Below are 18751 nucleotides of genomic sequence, written 5' to 3'. Positions count from 1 at the left end.
GCCTCAAATCTGTCTCATGGATGCTGACGGGGAACACGCGGCAGAATGGGAGAAGCGCCTCGGCCAGCGTATCGTGCTCGAGGCCATGCCGCAGAACTCCGGTATGCGCGCGACCGAGATGGTGTCCGATGCTGCTGCCGATGGCCACACGCTGCTGGTCGGTACATCCTCGCAACTGGTATTCAACATGGCGACGTTCGATCCGATGCCGGTCGATCTGCCGAAAACTCTGCGCGGCGTCGCGATGATGAACGCCGTGCCAATGATCCTCACGGTCAAGGCGGACAATCCGGCAAGGACGATGCAGGACTATGTTGCCAGCCTGAAGGCGAGCCCTGGAAAGGTGCAATATGGATCGGGCCCGATCGGCACAACGACGCATGTGACGGGGATGCTGTGGGCCCGAGCGGCCGGCGTGCAGATCGAGCACGTGCCCTACAATGCCGGGTCCGATGCCATGAAGGACGTGATTGCCGGTCGCCTTGTCCACATGTTCGACGTGGCGGTGACAGCGATCCCGCAGATCAGGTCGGGCATGGTGCGTGGCCTTGCCATCACATCGCGCGAGCGCAGCGCCGCAGCACCGGATATCCCGACTGTTGCAGAAGCCGGGCTGGCGGGTTTCGAAGCGCAAACCTGGAATTCGATCGCTGCGCCCATCGGTTTGCCGCAGGCGATTGCAGATCGGATCAACGCTGACATAGCCGCAGTGCTTGCAATGCCCCCAGTTCGTGAGCGGCTTGACGCATTGGCATCGAGCTACTTCCCGTGCTGGAAGCCAGGCGAGGTCGATGCATTTTATGCAGCAGAGCGGGCGAAATGGATTCCGGTAGTCAGGCAGGCGGTGGGTCGTTCCTGATCCGCTCGCTGCACCGGCTTGATCAACCGGCGCTGTTGGTCGGCCAGTGGGCTCCGAGAATTATGACATTATCGGTGATGGCACCAGTCAGATCGCGGTCATGGCTGATGAGAAGTAGGGGTAGTCCACGCTCATCAACCATGGTGCGCCATAGGCTGATGTTGTCCTTTTGCTGAGCTTAGCCGCCGGAGATCTCGGACGGACGCGGCGAAAGCACGTCAGGTCTGACGCAGCGTTGGTTGACCACTGTCAAACGAAACACTCCTTGCCACCCGGCTGCCTAGGTGCTTAATCAATTCTGCTTTCGGTGCCTCTCGTCAGGGAGAGGTGAAACAGGGAATGCCGTGCGTGTCTTCGGGCATCATTCGGCTGCTGCCCCCGCAACTGTAAGTGGCGAGTTGGTTTTGCATCACCACTGACCTCTCAGGGTCGGGAAGGGCGAGATCAGCGTCTGAGCCGCAAGCCAGGAGACCGGCCAAAAGCATGTGCAACCCAAACCACGGCGGCGGGCCGTTGGAGGAAACATGTCTTGTCGGTCTCGCGTGGCGCGTGCCACGCCGATTGTTATTGTGTCATTCGTTGCCGTTCTCCCGGCCCATTCCCAAACATCGCCGCAGCAAGTTCCCGAGCCGGTACTGGAAGTCACAGTCACAGCCAACAGGCTGCCGACCGCTATCCAGCGCACGGGCAGCGCCATCACCGTGATCCCGCGGGCAGAGATCGAGCGCACAAATCCGACGTCGCTTGTCGATGTGCTGCGCAACGTGGCAGGCGTCTCGCTCACCGAGGCTGGTGGCCCCGGGGCTACCTCCGACATTCGCCTGCGCGGGGCGAACCCCAACCACACGCTCGTCTTGATCGATGGCGTACGCATCAACGACCCGGCCCAGGCCAGCGGCGAGTTTGATGCCGCGATCATCGCACCATCGCTGATTGAAAGGATTGAGGTGCTGCGCGGCCCTCAATCAGCGCTGTATGGCTCGGATGCCATCGGCGGTGTGGTCAACATCATCACCAAACGCGGGCGCGGCCAGCCCACATTCAGCATCGGGGTCGAAGCAGGAAGCTATGGCACGATCAACACAGTCGGCTCAGCCACTGGAACTATCGGTCCATGGAGCTTCGCCTTTTCAGGCACGGCGCAGCGCTCGGACGGCTTCTCCCGCTATGGCTACCGGATTGGTCGTCTTGGCAATGCCAACAACATCAATGGCGTACGCGCAGGAAAGCTGGAGGCCGACGGCTTCACGCGTTTCGGTGGCTATGGTCGGATCGGATATGATCCTGGCACTGGCTTCCGCTTCGAGTTGTCTGCTCTATCGGTTGATACGCGGGCTGACACGGATGCGGGCTCTGGTCTCGCATCGCCCGGCGCGACCACCTTTCCTGATACGACCAGCTCGGCAAGGCGGCGTCTGAACCAGATCACAGCGCGGGCTGAACTCGACACGTGGGACGGGGCTTTGACCCACGCAATCCAGCTGTTCGCTTCGCGCACTGAACGACACTTCGTGGGGTCAACACTGGCACGGACTGGCGGTGCTCTGCGCGAGACACGGACCACGAGCGACTTCATCGGGGATCGTGCCGGTGCCGAGTATCAGGCAACCTTGCGCCTGCAACAGTTTGGCTCGCTGATCGGGGGGGCTCGCATTGAGCGTGAGAGTGCGGACACCTTTGGGACCAATGTTCTGCCTACACCGGGGCCACGCATTCGTAATGTAGCCGCGCAGCAAGATACGATGTCGGCTTTCGGCCTGTGGCAAGTGCCTGTCGGTGAGCGTCTAACCGTTTCGTTGGGTGCCCGGCATGATAAAGTTAGTGATATGAAGGGCTTCACCACTTGGCGCGCCACGGCAGCTTACCGCATCCCGGAAACCGGCACTGTTCTGCGCACCAGTGCCGGGACAGGAGCCAAGGCGCCGACCCTTTTCCAGCGTTTCGCAGTCGTCGGCACGCCGGATCTGAGGCCTGAGTTCAGCACCGGTTTTGACATAGGCATCGACCAGTCACTGCTGGATGGCCGCATAAAGCTGTCTCTCACGGTGTTCCAGAACAACATCCGCAACCTGGTTCAGTTCAACAACTCGGCTGGATGCCTGGCTCAGACCGCGCCACGCTGCTATTCCAATGTCGATCGCGCCGTGACCTCAGGTCTTGAAGCCAGCGCCCGGACGGAAATTGTTGAAGGCAAGCTCTCGGCAACAGCGGTCTACACCTACCTGCATGCTAAGGACGAGGCGACAAACCTGACGCTGCAACGCCGCCCGCAGCACACCGGCAGACTGGCCCTGCAGTGGACCCCGCTGCCACAACTTCTGATCGAGCCGTCAGTGACGCTGATATCCGAGCGTTTCTCGCGCTCAAACGAGCGTGACAGGCTTGCGCCCTATGCGCGCTTCGACATGGCGGCGACCTACCAGTTCAACGAAACCTGGAAGGCATCCTTGCGCGTTGAGAACATCACCAACGCCAAGTATCAGGATGTCTACAACTTTGGCACCACAGGCCGGGCGGTTTATGCCGGGCTGACGGCAACATGGTGAGGCTTTCGGTGTGAGCCCGCATCGGCATTGGCTCGTCCCAGCGCTGGCATTGCTCGCATTGGGCCTGTTCGTGGCGTCTCTTGGCGTTGGCCCGGTCAGGCTCACGCCGTCCGATGTCTGGTCTGGCTTGATGGGCTCTGGTCCTGATGTCCATGGCGTGATCATCTGGGATATCCGCCTGCCTCGCGCCATTCTGGCTCTGGCCATCGGCTCCATTCTTGGTCTGTCGGGCGCAGCGATGCAGGGCCTCTTGCGCAACCCGCTCGCGGCTCCGTCGCTGTTCGGCGCACCACAGACAGCGGCTTTCGCCGCTGTCTCGACCATCGCGCTGGGCTGGAATGATACGCTCTCATGGGGCTTGCCACTGGCGGCGATCTGCGGCGCGTTCGCATCGGTTTTTCTGCTCATCGCCGTGGCTGGCCGCAATGCCTCGCTGCTACTCCTGATCCTCTCCGGCCTCGCAGTGTCCGCGCTGGCAGGGGCCGGAACCGCATTGGCGATGAACCTTGCGCCCAACCCGTTTGCAGCGCTGGAAATCGCTTTCTGGCTACTCGGATCGCTGGAGGATCGTAGCATGCGCCATGTGACGATGGCGCTGCCTTTCATCCTCGCTGCTGCGGTGTTGTTATATCTTCAGCGCGGTGCCTTTCGCGCGCTCACACTTGGCGAAGAGGCGGCGCAAAGCCTTGGCGTCAATGTGGATCTGCTCAGGCTGCTCGTGATCCTGGGTGTCGCACTCGGTGTGGGGGCATCGGTTGCCGTTGCCGGTACGATCTCGTTCATCGGCCTGGTCGCGCCGCATCTCATGCGCCCGCTGGTCGGGCATGACCCGGCGCGTTTGATGCTTCCGGCTGCATTGACGGGCGCTTGCCTGCTGCTGTCGGCTGACATTGCGGTCAGGCTGATCCCTGCCACAAGCGATATCAAGGTCGGGGTGCTGACGTCGATCATCGGCGTGCCGTTTTTTCTGTATCTGATCATGCGCCAGCGCCGCAGTCTTGCCGGTGGTGTGACATGAGTGTGGCACTCGATCTTGATGGCGTGTGTGTTGCGCTCGGTGGGCGCGAGATTGTCCACAGGGTCACTCTGTCATTGGATGCTGCCCGGCTGGTGGCCCTTCTTGGGCCGAACGGAGCTGGAAAAACCACGTTGCTCAAGGCCATGGCCGGCCTTTTGCCAGCCCGCGGCTCGGTGCGGCTTGGCGGGCAATCTCTGGCTGACCTCAGTCGCCATCAGAGGGCGCAGCATATCGGCTACCTGCCACAGGGCCATCAGGTCCATTGGCCACTCAGTGCCCGCGATGTGGTGGCGCTTGGGCGTTATCCACATGGCCTTGCCGATCCGGCAAGAATGAGCGCTGTCCATACCGAAGCTGTCGATGCCGCAATGACACGCACGGACACGATGCGGTTTGCGGATCAACCCGTGATGACGTTGTCCGGCGGCGAGCGCGCCCGCGTGATGCTGGCGCGGGTGCTGGCGGGGCAGGCCGATGTCCTGCTCGCTGACGAGCCGACCGCATCGCTCGATCCGCGCCATCAGATCACCGTGATGCAGGACCTTAAAGCTGAAAGCAGGCGGGGTGCACTGGTCATCGCCGTCACGCATGACATCGCACTCGCCAGCCGCCTCGCCGACGAGATTGTGCTGATGCACGAAGGCCGCATCGTGGCTCAGGGTTCGCCTGCTGAGGTGTTGACCAACGAGCGCATGGCCAGCGTCTATGGCGTGAGAGCGCTTCGTCAGACAGTCGATGGAGAAAATGTAGTCACGCCATGGGGCCTCGCGTGAGGTGCGAACGCCAACAGGGCGCGCTCAAGACGGGCGAGGCTGGCCTCGCTTCCCGGCAGGCCAAAGCGCAGAAGGCCGCTATCCCAATCGAACTTCCGAACCCAGATGTGATGGTGCGCCAGATGCGCGTGCACGGCCGCCGCCTCCAGATGTCGCACCAATCGGTAAAGCACTGTTCCGCCGATCATCTCGAAGCCAGCGTTGACCAGAACGGCATCCAGTTGACCAGCCTCCTGCATCAGCCTCGCGCGCATGGCATCCGCCCAAGCCTGATCTTGAAGAGCAGTTTCACCGATGGCCAGAGCAGGCCCTGCAACCGACCAGGGTCCCAGCGCAACAGCGAAGCCGGATGCGATTTCGTCCGACGCAATCACACATCCGAGGCGAACGCCTGCGAGACCGTAGAACTTGCCGAAAGAGCGCAAGATCACCACCGGCTGCTCGACACAGAGTTCCGCGGCGGTTGCATCGGGCATGACATCAACAAACGACTCGTCGATCAGGAGCCAGCCACTGCGGCGCGCGGCCTCGGTCGCGAGATCGGCCAAGGCACTCTGGGGCAGCAAGCGCCCATCGGGATTGTTGGGATTGACCACGATCAGGTTTGTCTGCCCGCGCCAGTCGCCCAAATCGCTGATTTCGGTGATAGCGCGGCCCGCATCCCTGAACGCGCGGGCATGCTCGTTGTAGGTGGGGCCAAGAACGGCTGTGCTGCCGACTGGTGCAAGACGAGCCATCCATTGGATCAGCGCCTGCGTGCCGGGGGCGGCGACAAGGCTGGCCTTGTCGGGCACGCGATATGCCTCGCGCGCAGCTTTCAACAGCGCATCAAGATCGCCCTGGGTTGGCAGTGTCTGCCAGAAATGAGGCGCAATGTCTGGCAAAGGATAGGGATGGGGGTTGATGCCGGTCGACAGATCGAGCCAGCCGCCGCGCCCTCCACCAAACTGAGCCATCGCGCCCGTGAGATCACCACCATGCAACATGGGCGGTCTTTGCCATTCCTGCACAGGCTGCGCCAGTCCTTCGTGATCTGTGCGACCTTGCTGCTCATGGGCAGTGTAGCCGCAGCCCAGACACCTCAGCCCGCCCGCGTGATCTCACTCAACATGTGCACCGATCAATTGCTGCTTGATCTAGCCCCAACACAACAGATCGCTGGCCTTAGCCCTTTTGCGGCGGATGCCGGTCGATCGTTCTTGGCGGCACGTGCCGGGAGCCTGCCCATCCTGTCAGGATCAGCGGAGGAGGTCATGATGCTGAGGCCCGATCTTGTGGTGTCGGGCACTTTCACCAAGCGTGCGACCCGCGAGTTTATCCGGGCGCGCGGCGTCAATCTTGAGGAGTTTGCACCGATCAGGACATTGGCTGAGACGAAACGGCAAATCACACGCTTTGGCGAGATCACGGGCGCGACAGTCAAGGCTGCGGAGCGCAATGCCGAGATCGATGCTGCGCTGGCTGAGCTTCGGACCACTGCTGCTGCGCAGAAACTGCGTGTTTTGCCGCTGGCACGCCGCGCATGGGTTTCGGGTTCCAACTCGCTGATATCCGAACTACTCACGCAAGCCGGTCTGGTGAATGCCGCAGCCGAACTGGGCATCCGCACGGGCGGGCGCACCACACTGGAACAGATTGTGATGCTGAAGCCGGATGCCATCCTGATCTCGCGCGACGACGGCGAAGCGGAGGATCAAGGCCGCGCGCTTCTCCTGCATCCCGCGATTCAATCGCTGTTTCCGCCTGAACGCCGCATCGTGATCCCCGAACGTTTGACAATCTGTGGCGGCCCAATGCTGGCTGATGCCATGCGTGCCCTCGCAGGCCAGATCAGCCGCCTGAAACCACGTTCAGCGACAACGCCCTGATGCTGTTCCAAGCCGACGCGCTGCTGGTCGTCTTGATCGCGCTGTTAGCAGACGCGGTGATCGGCGATCCGGATGCGATCTGGCGACGTTGGCCGCATCCTGTGACGTGGCTCGGCTGGCTGATCGGATGGCTGGACTCATGCTTCAACCGTGACAATCAGACATTCAGCCGCCGCAGGATCATGGGCTGCATCGCTCTGGCGCTGCTTCTGGTGATTTCGGGTGCTGTGGCCTTTGCGCTCGATGCTGTGCTGCGCTCGTTGCCGGGCCACCCCTGGACCACAGGCCTGATCGCTTCGGTACTGATCGCGCAGAACTCGCTGTATGTGCATGTCTTGCGTGTCCGCGATGCCTTCGCGACGGGCGGCCTCGATGAAGCACGACAGGCAGTTGCGATGATCGTGGGGCGAAATCCGGACAGCCTCGACGAGGCCGGTGTGGCGCGTGCGGCCATCGAAACCACCGCCGAGAACTTCTCCGATGGAGTCGTCGCTCCCGTATTCTGGTTTATCTTCTTCGGTCTGCCAGGGCTAGTTCTGTACAAGGCGATCAACACGGCGGACTCCATGATCGGCCATCGCAGTGCCCGCCATGAAGCGTTTGGCTGGGCCGCAGCGAGGCTGGATGACGGGGTCAATCTCATTCCCGCTCGCATCGCAGGACTGCTGGTTGCGCTGGCTGCTACCTTTGCAGGTGGATCGTCCGCACATGCCCTGAACGTGATGCTGCGCGATGCCAGATTGCACAAATCGCCCAATGCGGGTTGGCCGGAAGCGGCCATGGCCGGTGCGCTCGGTCTCGCGCTTGCAGGGCCGCGTCGCTATGGCGACAGGCTGGTCGATGACCCATTCCTCAATGCGAATGGACGTAAAGAGGCGACGGCTTCAGACATTGCCCGTGCCTTGCGCGTCTTAGCCACTGCCTGCCTGCTGCAATTCGTGTCGGTTGTCGTGCTGGCCTTACTGGCCGCGTGAGCGCGCAATCGTGATGATTTGATCAATATCGAGATGCTGTTCGCAATGGTCAGCCAGGGCATCGAGCGTGGCCTCAATGCTCTCATCATATCTGAGTTCGCTTGAGCGCCCGAAGCTTGCCAGCCATGCGCTTCGAAACCCATCAGCGCCGAACAGGCCGTGGACATAGGTCCCAGCGATGCGCCCATTGGCGCTGTTGGCACCATCAGGCCTGCCCGCAATGTCGAGCACGGGTCGCATGCAATCGGGTCCTGACGTTCGGCCAAGATGGATTTCATAGCCCTGGATCATCTGGCCCGTCGCCAGATCGCGTGCGGTCACGGGTGCTGTGATCTTGTCGCCGGTCAGTACTGTCTCGACATCGAGAAGGCCGAGGCCAGCCACTGTTCCCGGTGGACCCTCTACGCCATCCGGATCGCTGATCAGGCGGCCGAGCATCTGATGGCCGCCGCACAGGCCGAGCACCTTGCCGCCCCGCCGCACATGGGCCTGCAGGTCAATGTCCCAACCCTGGGCACGCAAGAATGCCAGATCGCCGATGGTGGATTTCGAGCCGGGCAGGATGATGACATCAGCGTCACCAGGCAGTGGCTCGCCTGGCTGCACGAGCCTGAGTTCCACGTCCGGCTCTTGCGTCAGGGGATCGAGATCATCGAAATTGGCAATGCGGGCAATGATCGGTACAGCGATCTTCAGTCGCCCTGCCCCACCGCCACGGCTTGCCAGATCGAGCGCGTCTTCAGCCGGAAGTTTGTGGGCTTGGCCGAACCACGGGATGACCCCGAGTGAAGGCCAACCAGTGCGCTTGGTGATCTCTGTCAGTCCGCCATCAAACAACCTGACATCACCGCGGAACTTGTTGATGAGGAAGGTGCGGATCAGCGCGCGTTCATCCGGCTCAAGCACCGCGTGCGTGCCGACAAGGCTGGCGATGACGCCGCCGCGATCGATATCGCCGATTAGGGCTACTGGCACTTGCGCCGCCAGCGCAAAGCCCATGTTGGCGATGTCGCCGACACGCAGATTGATCTCGGCAGGGCTGCCTGCACCTTCAACCAGCACAATGTCGGCACCAGCGCTGACCTTGGCAAAGCTGTCGAGAACCGCCGGCAAAAGCGTAGCTTTGCGCGTGCCGTAATCCATCGCACGCAACGAGCCGATGCGCTTTCCGTGCACGATGACCTGCGCGCCCGTCTCGCTTTCGGGCTTGAGCAGGACGGGGTTCATGTGAACCGTTGGTGCTACACGCGCCGCCACGGCCTGCACCGCCTGCGCCCTGCCGATCTCGCCGCCATCAACAGTGACGGCAGCATTGTTGGACATGTTCTGCGGCTTGAACGGTACAACGCGGAGGCCCCGCCGGACCAGCGCACGCGCAACACCGGCCACAAGCGTCGATTTCCCCACATTCGAGCCCGTGCCCATGAACATGATGGCAGGCGTCATGCTCAAAACTCGACGCCCTTCTGGGCTTTTACGCCAGCGCGAAACGGGTGCTTGATCAACGTCATCTCGGTGACGAGATCGGCAATCTCGATCAGTTCGGGCTTGGCGTTGCGGCCCGTGATGACGACGTGCTTGCCTTCCGGCTTTTCAGCCTTGAGGAAGTCGATCACCTCACCGAGCGGCAGGTAATCATAGCGCAGGACGATGTTGAGTTCGTCCAGCAGCACCATCTTGTGGCGGTCGTCGCGGATCAGTTCCTTGGCGCGCTCCCAGGCCGTGCGGGCCGACGCGATGTCGCGATCCCTGTCCTGCGTATCCCAGGTGAAACCCTCGCCCATGATCTCCAACGTGCACAACTCCGGAAAGCGCCGCAGCATGATGGCTTCGCCGGTCACCCAGTCGGGTGCCTTGGTGAACTGCACGACCGCCACCGGCATCTCGTGCGCGATGTGGCGAAACACCATGCCGAAAGCCGCCGAGGATTTGCCCTTTCCGGTGCCCGTGTGGACAATCAGCAGGCCTTTGTCGGCCACCTTGGCAGCCAGCATCTTGTCCTTCGCCGCCTTGTGCTTCTTCATCTTCTCGGCATGGCGTGTATTGGCCTCAAGGCCGGTCGCTTCGGTCATGGTGGGTCTCAGGTGTCTGTGGTGATCAGGTGAAAGAATGAGCCGGTGACGTGCCCTCGCCTGCTTCCGGTTTCCGGCATGATGGCACCGGTTGCATCGCAGATCACGGCAAGTGGTTCATCTGGCTGGTGTATAATGCCGGCATAGTGGAACTCATGGCCCGTCAGCCTGGTGCCTGCAGCAAGACCAGGCATGGGTGCCAGCAAGGTGGCGCGGCGGTAGCCAAGCCGCATGCGCTTCGGTGTGAAACTGGTTTCAAGCCCCAGCAAACCCAGCATGGCATGGCGCGCGCCATCACTGGTCGTGATGCCTGCACCCAATGTCATGTAGCCACCGCATTCGCCATGGATGGGCTTCGTCCGCGCGAAGGCACGCATCCCGCCATGGAAGTTTCCGGCGCTCGCGAGACGAGGCGCATGCAGTTCAGGATAGCCGCCCGGCAGCCAAACCATATCGGCGGTGCTGTCCGGGGCCTCGTCCGCAAGTGGTGAGAACGGCAGAATGGTCGCGCCAGCAGCGCGCCAGCTGGCGATCATGTGGGGGTAGACAAAGGAGAACGCGTCATCGCGTGCGAGGGCGATCCGCCCGCCAGGCGGCGTGAGTTGCAATGGCTTTTGTTTTGGAAGGATCGAGTATCGTGCTGCGCTCGTAAGCGCATCGAGGTCCACGTCCTTGATAATGCTGTCCGCCAGGCCATCGATGATGGCCGACAGGTTGGGCATCTCGTCCGACTGGACAAGACCAAGGTGGCGGGATGGCAGATGGCCGTCCTTCCGCGCTGGCAGGCTGCCGAACAGGGGAATGCCGGCCTGGGCAAGGCCAATCTCGGCGAGCGCCCGGTGCCGATCGCTGGCTACGCGGTTGAGGATCACGCCTGCAATTCGGACGTCCGGCCTGAATGTTGCGCAGCCAAGGGCAATGGCACCAGCCGTCTGGGCCATCTTTGCCGCATCAATGACAAGGATGACCGGCCAGCCGGTCGCTGCAGCGACATCAGCGGTCGAGCCTGCACCGGTTTTGCCCATGGCAGGGCCGGCGTCAAACAGGCCCATCAGCCCTTCGGCAATGGACAGATCATGGCTTCCAGCCAGCGCGATGATCCCGGCCAATTCGGCGGAATTCATGGCAAAACCGTCAAGATTGAAGCAGGGTCGCCCCGCTGCTGCACTGAGAAAGCCTGGATCGATATAGTCCGGACCACACTTGAACGGCTGCACGTCATGCCCCTGGCGGCGCAGGGCGGCGATCAGGCCCGTGGTCGTGCTGGTCTTGCCAGCGCTGGAATGCGTCGCGGCGATGATCAGGCCGGGACCCTGGCTGGCTTGATCGCTCATCAGGCTGACTCCACGCCGGCAGCATGGCCAGACAGGTTGGTGAGCTGGGAAGCGGCGCTGTTCGAGCGTGGCTGCCAGAAATCGCGGCGGATGGCCTCTTCGAAGCGCTGCGCCATCTCGCGCAACGCCCCCGGGTTGTGCTCGGCGATGAAGGCTTGCACGGAACGATCGCCAAAATACGCATTGAAAAGCTGATCGAACTGGTGGCTTTTCACGGCGTCGGTGGTCGCGGCGAATGCGAAGAGATAGTCGAGCGTCGCTGCCATCTCGAACGCGCCCTTGTAGCCATGGCGCATCACGCCCGCGATCCATTTGGGATTGGCGGCGCGGCCACGCACGATGCGGGCGATCTCCTCCGCAAGTGTCCTCACCTTCGGGTCTTCTGGGCGCGAGGTGTCGGTATGATAGATCGGCACGGCACGGCCGGAGAGTGTCTCGACGCCGGCGGAAAGGCCGCCCATGAACTGGTAGTAATCATCGGAGTCGAGCACATCATGCTCGCGGTTGTCCTGCGTTTGCAGCACGGCTTCGCTGCTGGCGAGCCGGCGCTCGAGCGCGGCACGGTCGCATCGCCCATCCTGCCCGCCTCCATAGGCGAAGCTGCTCCACGACAGGTAGATGTCAGCCAGCTGCGATCTGTCCTGCCAATCTCCGCTGTCGATCGGGGCTTGAAGGCCCGCGCCATAGCTGCCGGGCATCGAGCCAAACACGCGCGCGCCAGCCATGCGGGCTGCATCGATGTCGGTTTGGCCGTCGCCGCGCAGACGCTCGGTTTCACTCCGCATTGCGGCCGCGATCGGGTTCTGGTGTGCGTCCTCGTCAAGCGCCGCAACCGCCCGCGCGGCGCTGTCGATCAGGTCGAGCTGGGTAGGGAACGCATCACGGAACAGGCCTGATACGCGGAAGGTCACATCCACACGCGGACGCCTCAGTTCAGACGGCGGCAGGATCTCGAAACCGGTCATCCGGCCTGATGCAGCCTCCCAGACAGGCCGACAACCCATCAGCGCCAGCGCCTGCGCCACATCATCGCCGCCAGTGCGCATGTTGGCCGTACCCCAGGCGGAGAAGGCAACGGAGCGCAGCCACGTGCCCGTGTCATCCCAATGGCGCTTCACAAGCGCTTCGGCGCTGGCCTTGCCGATGGCAAAGGCGGTGGCTGTCGGCACGGCGCGCGGATCGACGGCGTAGAAGTTGCGCCCGGTCGGCAGCACATCAGGCCTGCCACGGCTCGGCGCGCCGCTGGGCCCTGGGCTGACGTGGTGGCCATCGAGCGCGGTCAGGATCGCCGCTGTCTCTGCCGGGCCGCAGGCATCGATCGCTGGCATGAGGTCGCGCTTGATCCATTGCAGCACTGCGGCAATCTGCGTCCACTCTGGCAGGCAGGGTTGATCGCCATTCACCAGCTGCTGGGCCAGCACCTCGATGCGCTCGACCGTGTCGCCTGCCGTCCGCCATGGGTCGGTCGACAGGATAGCCAGCGCTTCAGGTTTGGCAGTTTCCCAAGGAGTCGACATCTCCCGAGCCAGCGGATCAAAGCCATCAAGCCCGAGGTCAGCCGCGATGGCCCGATGCAACGAGTGGGCTGCAGGGTCTGTGCCAGCTCTTGGCACACGTGCAATCGACACCGCGAGATCGGTGCGCAACCGCCCCACAGGTGAGCTTCCCACCACATGCAGCCCATCGCGGATTTGCATTTCCTTCAGATCACACAGGTGCGCATCGACCCGCCGCACCCGTTCTTCCACGGGAAGGCCTGCGTCCAGCCTGACATCCTCATCGAGCCTGAGCACCCCGGCAAACGCGGCGATCTCGTCGGCCAGACGCCGCGCACGTCGGGGGTCGAGATCGGCAGCAAGCGCATATTCATCGACCAATGTCTCAAGCCGGGCAAGATCACCATGCAATTCACCGCGTGTCAGCGGCGGCGTCAGATGATCGACGATCACAGCCGACGTGCGCCGCTTGGCTTGCACGCCTTCGCCCGGATCATTGACGATGAACGGATAAATGTTCGGCAAAGGCCCGATCAGCGCTGCCGGCCAGCAGGCGGTGGACAGGCCAACCGCCTTGCCAGGCAACCATTCGAGGTTTCCGTGCTTGCCGAGATGAATGACGGCATGGGCACCAAACGCCTGCCGGAGCCAAAGATACGTCGCGACATAGCGGTGCGGCGGAACCAGCGCTGGATCATGGAAGGTAGCGGCTGGATCGACATCATAGCCACGCGAGGGCTGAATGCCGACCACAAGGTTGTCGAAGCGATGCAGCGCGAGTTGCATGGTGCCATCAGAGGCATGCGGGTCCGTTTCCGGCTTGCCCCAGCGGACGCGCACCTGCTCCTGCACTTCCATCGGAAGGGTGGCGAGCGCCTGCTGGTAGGTTGCAATGGGCCAGGTGATCGAAACCGGCCCCGCCTTACCCGGCGCATTGGTGACGCCGCCTGTCAGCAGCGCCATGAGGTCTGTTGCCGTGCGTGGGGCATCGCCGACGGCGTAACCGCGTTGGCATAGCGCCGCCACCAGATCAGCGCATGATTGAGGCGTGTCGAGGCCGACGCCGTTTGCCAACCGCCCGTCGCGGTTGGGGTAGTTGGCGAGAATGATGGCCACGCGCCTCTCGGTGGGAGCCGTGCGCTGAAGCCGGATGAGCGCAGCTGCGCGCTCGGCCAACGCCGCCATCTGTGCGGGTTCCGATTGCAGAACTGTCGGCGTGTGGTTGGCGTCCGCACTCCAGGCCACCTTGGTCTTGAACGCGACCGGTGCCGTGATGATGCGGCCATCCAACTCCGGCATCACCACATGCATCGCCAGATCGCCCGGGCCCATGCCGCGTGCAGACGCCGCCCAATCGCGCCGTGGCTGGCCAGCAAACGCGACCTGCAAAACGGGTATCGGCCCGAACAGCGCGGCGGTGTCGGCAGCAAATGCCGTGGCGCTGATGATCACTGATGGTTGCACGACGGCCAGCGTCGAGGCGACAATACCGCGCGCTGCCGGATCTTTAAGGCTTGTGACATGGACGACACTGAGACTAAGGCCATGGCGGTCCAGCTGCTCACACAGAGCCGCAGCGGGTTCCAGATCACCCGCCTGGGCGAGTGCCCGATAGAGGATCAGCATCGCATCTGCTGGTTCAGCATCCTCGCTTGTGACGAAGCCCGCCAGCGGCATCGGCGCTGGCGGCCCTGCGGTCGCTGATGCGCCGATCAGCCCTGCGAGGAACAGCAGCGCATTCTCGCAATTGGCTGACCCGCCCTCGCTGAAGTAGCGCCAAAGCGTTTGAGCCTGCGTAAGTTCCAGTATGCCGCGCCGAGCATAGACCTGATCCCAGATCGTGCCGCCGGGAATGAGCGCCAGCAAGCGGCGCGGCTCCGCGTGTGCCCATTCGCGCAAAGCCTCAATGCCCTCGGGCCAATAACCTTCTCCACCGATCTGGCGTAGCACAACCAGCTTCGCGGCACGCAGCGTCTCATCGACAAAGGCATCGATGGCGATCTGGGTCGACAAGGTGAGGTAGTTGGTCAGTGTCAAAGACGGGAGCTGTGCGACCGGACCCATGCCAAGTGACTGGTGTGCCTCCGCCAGAAGGCGCAATTCACTGTCATGCGCGCTGATGAAGACAATGTCGGCGCTGGGCTGATGCTCTTCACGGCCAGCAGCGCCAACTTCGATCTTGCCTCTCTGGAACAGCCGCACATGCATATCGCATCACGGCTTTTTCAGCATAAGCGGCAGGCCAGCCGCCACAAACACGACATGCGAGGCGATCGCCGCGACCGCCTGGTTCAGCCGCCCTTGCGCATCGCGAAAATCGCGGCCGAGCTTTGTTTCCGGCACGATGCCAAGGCCGACTTCATTCGAGACAAGGATGACGGGTCCGCGCGCACTATCCAGCACGCTGAGCAGCGCGGCCTGCATGCGCGCCACGTCGCGCTCGCCGAGCATGATGTTGCTCAGCCACAGCGTCAGGCAATCCACCAGCACCACAGCGTCCGGGCTGGTGTGGCGCGCGATGGCAGCCGCCAACCCAATCGGCTCCTCGATCGTCAGCCAGCCATCCGCCGCACGGTCTGCCTTGTGGCGGGCAATCCGCACGCGCATCTCATCGTCGAAAGCTTGCGCCGTCGCGATGTAGACGCGCGAAAGCCCGGTTTCGCGTGCCAGCCTCTCGGCATGGGCCGATTTGCCAGATCGGGCACCGCCGAGAACCAGCATGCAGGATGTCGCTAACGGCTGGACTGTCATGCCGGAGCACTCCCGTCCTCGGGCGACCAACCGGGTGGCGGCACGCGTGCGATGACGCCCTTGCGCAAAGCCTCGGGCCGCTCCTTCCACGGCACGAAGCCATGGTCCGCTGCTGCGCAGGCCCGCGCCATCTCAACTACGGCCTCAGCGGCTGTTGCCGGGTCGAGATCACCAAACAGGAACGTGTATTTGCCCTCGCCAGATAGCGCGACCGTGCAGATGCGCTTGCAGACGCTGAGGCACTGGCTTGGCCGCACGACAACCTCCGGATGGCCCTCAGCCGCAGCCTCGACTGCTGCCAGCAGACTTTTGCCCGGAGCATCCGCGCGCTCGATACCCGCCGCTCGGCAGGACGTGCAGACAGTGATGATGATGGGTGAACGCGTCATGTGTGACCTTAACGTGTGTGCAGGAAGGTTGCGGTGGGCAGACGTGACTGCCAGCCCCGGCGCTCCAGTTCTGGAACCGCATGCGGCTTGCGCGGCCAGCCGATGCACAGATAAGCCACCAGTGCCCAGTGCTCAGGCACATCGAGCGTGTTGCGAACCGCTTCCGGATCGAGGATCGAAACCCAGCCGACGCCCAGACCCTGCGCCTGAGCGGTTAACCACAACGTATGGACGGCGCAGACAACCGAGTATCGCAACATTTCAGGCATGGTTTGACGTCCTAGCCCATGGCCCATCGCGGTGCTCTCGTCACAGAAAATGGCCAGGTGGACGGGAGCCTCGCGCAGGCCGGCAAGTTTCAGCGCGGCATACGCGTCTGCCTGCGCACCCTCATAGAGACTGCCGGCCGCGGTGTTTGCGTGTTCGAAATTGGTGATGATGCCAACCCGGCGCGCCGAACACCGCACGTCGACAAACCGCCAGGGTTGGGCATTGCCAACAGATGGCGCGAGGCATGCCGCAGCGATCAGCCCGTCAACCACGCCATCGGGCAGCGCATCGGTGCAAAAGTGCCGCTCGTCCCGGCGCCACACGAACAGGTTATGGAGTTGAGCTTGGAAGGACGCATCCGAACCGAAGGCCGGAGTCTGCGCAGTTTCCCCGCAGGCCGCATTGGGCACCGCAATCATGACGCAACCAGTCGAACGACCAGTCCTGATGGTCGAGGCGCGGTCTTCCGCCTCGCACAAGTCCGCGCCTACCGTGCACCCCGCCGGTTTGGCACCCATCAGCAACACAGCGCACAGCCGGTCTCCTGGCTTGCGGGTCGACGCTTCAACCGTTGCCTTCCCAGCCGCAAGGCCAGTGGCTTGGTCCCGGATGAAACTCACCGCCTACAGTTGCGGGGGCAGCTCTCGCATTGGGCCGGAGCCCGCACGACATTCCCGATTAACCTCCTCACGGAGGCACTGTGCGCATTACTGCGTCGCATGTAGCCTCCGCGCGAGCAAGTCCAAAGCAACCGAGCACCTTGCGCAAAAATCGGCCCGAACACGTCGCTTTCAGGCGGCTTTATCAGGAACGACAGGGGGCCTGCATCAGACTGGCAGCAGGCGTAGCAGTTCTCGGCCTTGTGCGCTCACCACCACTCTGCATTCAATCGATGTGAGAGGGATCTCTTCAGCTATCTTTGCTGAACCGGCGGTCTGTGTGCTCGCTTTGCGCATTCCCGCTTGCTTGCCAAACTCACGCACTCGTGGCTGTCAGTAGCCATATCGAGAACAGTGTCCGAGACAGCTTTGACAAGATCGGCGTGGTGACTGATCAGGATCAGCGCCAACCCACGTTCCATCACAAGATCGCGCAGCAGCAGCATGGCCTCCCGCTGGACGATCGGGTCCAGCCGTGAGGTTGGCTCATCTGCGACAATCAGGCTTGGATTCATCAACAATAGCCGCGCAAGCGCCAGTCGCTGTGCTTCGCCGCCGGACACTTCGCCGATGCGGCGATGCAAGAGGGCTGGCCTCAGTTTCAGGCGCTCCAGAAGCGGCTGCAGATTCGCCCGATGCGGTTTCTGCAAACTTCCCGGTCCCACGTCATCCAGTTGATCGCCGAGCGTCCGATACGGAGTAAACACAGTGGTCGGGTCCTGGTGCAATTTCTGGTAGCGTCGGCGCAATCGGCGTCCGCCGGTTAAATCGAGATACGGATCGCAGCCCGCCCATGAAACCTCGCCCCGTGTGGGTTTTTGCAGTCCCAGCAGCACATTGCCGAGTGTGCTCTTGCCCTTGCCGCTGGGGCCGGTGACCGCTAGCACCTCGCCACGCCGAACGTGGATGTGAAGCCCCTCGAACAAAGGCGCACCAGGCCGATACCCAAACGTGAGATCGTGGGCTGCGAGCACCAGATCATCGGCATGGAGGCAGGTCTCGCAGGCGGGCCAGTTTGCAGGATCGGCAGCCAGCCAGGCGCGTGTGTAGGCGTGCCGCGGTTCACGAAGCACAACCTCGGGCGGCCCGCTCTCGACGATGGCTGCATCTTTCATCACAGCGACGTGGCCGCCATCTGCCAGGCCGCGCGCCACGGCAAGATCATGGGTGATGACCAGCAGGGTTTTGCCAGCGTCTCGCAAAGCGCGCAGCAATGCGATGACCTGTTTGACGCGAGGCGGATCGAGGCCCTTGGTTGGCTCGTCCGCGATGATGAGAGACGCATCGGTCAATCTGGCGTTTGCCACCAGAACGCGTTGGGCCATGCCGCCCGACAACTGGAAGGGATAGAGCCGCGCGGTATCCGCCGGCAGATCAACCTCCGCCAGCGCAGCCAAGGCATGTGCCGGTTGCCGCCCGAGTTGGTTCGCAACCCGGATCAGCGGATCAAGCGCGCTGCCAGGCTCCTGCGGGATCAGGCTGACGGAGGAATGCCACAGACCGCGCAACGCCAGCACATCGTCTGCACGCGCGAGGCGTCCAGCCAATGTGATGGTACCATCGCCGCTCAGTCCATGCGGTAGAAGACCCATGACAGCTTGCGCCACGAGGCTCTTGCCGCTGCCGGTCTCGCCGATGATGCACGTGCTTCCGCCCTTGGGAACACACAGCGACACCTGGTCGACCAACGTCAATCCATGAGCCGTTCGCACGCTCAGCCCACGCAATTCCAGCATCGGGCG

At 62.8% G+C, this 18751-nt stretch carries 15 protein-coding genes and 2 riboswitches; of the genes, 6 read left to right on the top strand and 9 right to left on the bottom strand.

Features of this window, described 5'->3' with window-relative positions; genetic code table 11:
• Positions 1 to 16: 16 nt before the first annotated feature.
• The 4 genes from HEQ16_01775 (at position 17) to HEQ16_01760 (ending at position 5196) form a co-directional block, all read left to right on the top strand.
• Positions 17 to 859, top strand: coding sequence for a tripartite tricarboxylate transporter substrate binding protein (locus HEQ16_01775; GenBank protein MCO4052792.1), 843 nt, complete (start codon positions 17 to 19; stop codon positions 857 to 859).
• A gap of 288 nt (positions 860 to 1147) precedes the next feature.
• Positions 1148 to 1354: riboswitch (cobalamin riboswitch) on the top strand.
• 47 nt (positions 1355 to 1401) lie between these two features.
• The gene (locus tag HEQ16_01770) at positions 1402 to 3405 is read left to right on the top strand and encodes a TonB-dependent receptor (protein ID MCO4052791.1); all 2004 of its coding nucleotides are present in this window, start codon (positions 1402 to 1404) and stop codon (positions 3403 to 3405) included.
• 10 nt (positions 3406 to 3415) lie between these two features.
• On the top strand, positions 3416 to 4423 hold the full coding sequence (locus tag HEQ16_01765) for an iron ABC transporter permease (GenBank protein MCO4052790.1): 1008 nt from the start codon (positions 3416 to 3418) through the stop codon (positions 4421 to 4423).
• Positions 4420 to 5196 carry an ABC transporter ATP-binding protein gene (locus tag HEQ16_01760; GenBank protein ID MCO4052789.1) on the top strand — a complete coding sequence of 259 codons (777 nt, stop codon included), beginning with the start codon at positions 4420 to 4422 and terminating at the stop codon, positions 5194 to 5196. The genes HEQ16_01765 and HEQ16_01760 overlap by 4 nt, the downstream gene beginning before the upstream one ends.
• Here HEQ16_01760 and HEQ16_01755 read toward each other — a convergent pair.
• The gene (locus tag HEQ16_01755) at positions 5148 to 6182 is read right to left on the bottom strand and encodes a threonine-phosphate decarboxylase (GenBank protein MCO4052788.1); all 1035 of its coding nucleotides are present in this window, start codon (positions 6180 to 6182) and stop codon (positions 5148 to 5150) included. The genes HEQ16_01760 and HEQ16_01755 overlap by 49 nt on opposite strands.
• Between HEQ16_01755 and HEQ16_01750 the strand changes: the two genes are divergently transcribed.
• Together HEQ16_01750 and HEQ16_01745 are read left to right on the top strand one after the other, a co-directional pair.
• Entirely contained in the window at positions 6174 to 7064 is an 891-nt protein-coding gene (locus tag HEQ16_01750; protein ID MCO4052787.1) for an ABC transporter substrate-binding protein, read from the top strand. The genes HEQ16_01755 and HEQ16_01750 overlap by 9 nt on opposite strands.
• A complete protein-coding gene (locus tag HEQ16_01745) occupies positions 7064 to 8038 on the top strand; it encodes a cobalamin biosynthesis protein (protein ID MCO4052786.1) in 975 nt (324 codons plus the stop codon). Before HEQ16_01750 ends, HEQ16_01745 begins: the two co-directional genes overlap by 1 nt.
• On the opposite strand, the gene HEQ16_01740 is transcribed toward HEQ16_01745, so the two are convergent.
• The 8 genes from HEQ16_01740 to HEQ16_01705 form a co-directional block, all read right to left on the bottom strand.
• Positions 8024 to 9490 carry a cobyric acid synthase gene (locus HEQ16_01740; protein MCO4052785.1) on the bottom strand — a complete coding sequence of 489 codons (1467 nt, stop codon included), beginning with the start codon at positions 9488 to 9490 and terminating at the stop codon, positions 8024 to 8026. The genes HEQ16_01745 and HEQ16_01740 overlap by 15 nt on opposite strands.
• Entirely contained in the window at positions 9487 to 10110 is a 624-nt protein-coding gene (cobO, locus tag HEQ16_01735; protein ID MCO4052784.1) for a cob(I)yrinic acid a,c-diamide adenosyltransferase, read from the bottom strand. Before cobO ends, HEQ16_01740 begins: the two co-directional genes overlap by 4 nt.
• Positions 10111 to 10118: 8 nt before the next feature.
• On the bottom strand, positions 10119 to 11444 hold the full coding sequence (locus HEQ16_01730; GenBank protein ID MCO4052783.1) for a cobyrinate a,c-diamide synthase: 1326 nt from the start codon (positions 11442 to 11444) through the stop codon (positions 10119 to 10121).
• A complete protein-coding gene (gene cobN, locus HEQ16_01725; GenBank protein ID MCO4052782.1) occupies positions 11444 to 15148 on the bottom strand; it encodes a cobaltochelatase subunit CobN in 3705 nt (1234 codons plus the stop codon). The genes HEQ16_01730 and cobN overlap by 1 nt, the downstream gene beginning before the upstream one ends.
• A 6-nt stretch (positions 15149 to 15154) precedes the next feature.
• Entirely contained in the window at positions 15155 to 15661 is a 507-nt protein-coding gene (gene cobU / locus HEQ16_01720) for a bifunctional adenosylcobinamide kinase/adenosylcobinamide-phosphate guanylyltransferase (GenBank protein ID MCO4052781.1), read from the bottom strand.
• Positions 15662 to 15687: 26 nt separating this feature from the next.
• Positions 15688 to 16080, bottom strand: a complete 393-nt coding sequence (locus HEQ16_01715; GenBank protein ID MCO4052780.1) for a DUF1636 domain-containing protein — start codon at positions 16078 to 16080, stop codon at positions 15688 to 15690.
• An 8-nt stretch (positions 16081 to 16088) separates the two neighbouring features.
• Entirely contained in the window at positions 16089 to 16769 is a 681-nt protein-coding gene (gene bluB / locus HEQ16_01710) for a 5,6-dimethylbenzimidazole synthase (GenBank protein MCO4052779.1), read from the bottom strand.
• A 97-nt stretch (positions 16770 to 16866) separates the two neighbouring features.
• Positions 16867 to 17068: riboswitch (cobalamin riboswitch) on the bottom strand.
• Positions 17069 to 17263: 195 nt separating this feature from the next.
• Complete coding sequence (locus tag HEQ16_01705) at positions 17264 to 18745, bottom strand: ABC transporter ATP-binding protein (protein MCO4052778.1); 1482 nt, start codon at positions 18743 to 18745, stop codon at positions 17264 to 17266.
• Positions 18746 to 18751 lie beyond the last annotated feature (6 nt).

Source organism: Bosea sp. (in: a-proteobacteria), from assembly GCA_023910605.1.
In the GTDB taxonomy this organism is placed as follows: Bacteria; Pseudomonadota; Alphaproteobacteria; order Rhizobiales; family Beijerinckiaceae; genus Allobosea.
Note: the sequence above shows the minus strand (reverse complement) of the source record. Positions and strands in the feature narration are given on the sequence as shown.

Coding starts and splice junctions, on each gene's coding strand:
- HEQ16_01715 (MCO4052780.1), bottom strand. CDS start 16,080: ATGACGCGTTCACCCATCATCATCACTGTCTGCACGTCCTGCCGAGCG.
- HEQ16_01750 (MCO4052787.1), top strand. CDS start 6,174: ATGCAACATGGGCGGTCTTTGCCATTCCTGCACAGGCTGCGCCAGTCC.
- cobU (MCO4052781.1), bottom strand. CDS start 15,661: ATGCTGGTTCTCGGCGGTGCCCGATCTGGCAAATCGGCCCATGCCGAG.
- HEQ16_01760 (MCO4052789.1), top strand. CDS start 4,420: ATGAGTGTGGCACTCGATCTTGATGGCGTGTGTGTTGCGCTCGGTGGG.
- HEQ16_01705 (MCO4052778.1), bottom strand. CDS start 18,745: ATGCTGGAATTGCGTGGGCTGAGCGTGCGAACGGCTCATGGATTGACG.
- HEQ16_01745 (MCO4052786.1), top strand. CDS start 7,064: ATGCTGTTCCAAGCCGACGCGCTGCTGGTCGTCTTGATCGCGCTGTTA.
- cobN (MCO4052782.1), bottom strand. CDS start 15,148: ATGCATGTGCGGCTGTTCCAGAGAGGCAAGATCGAAGTTGGCGCTGCT.
- HEQ16_01755 (MCO4052788.1), bottom strand. CDS start 6,182: ATGTTGCATGGTGGTGATCTCACGGGCGCGATGGCTCAGTTTGGTGGA.
- bluB (MCO4052779.1), bottom strand. CDS start 16,769: ATGATTGCGGTGCCCAATGCGGCCTGCGGGGAAACTGCGCAGACTCCG.
- HEQ16_01730 (MCO4052783.1), bottom strand. CDS start 11,444: ATGAGCGATCAAGCCAGCCAGGGTCCCGGCCTGATCATCGCCGCGACG.
- HEQ16_01775 (MCO4052792.1), top strand. CDS start 17: ATGGATGCTGACGGGGAACACGCGGCAGAATGGGAGAAGCGCCTCGGC.
- cobO (MCO4052784.1), bottom strand. CDS start 10,110: ATGACCGAAGCGACCGGCCTTGAGGCCAATACACGCCATGCCGAGAAG.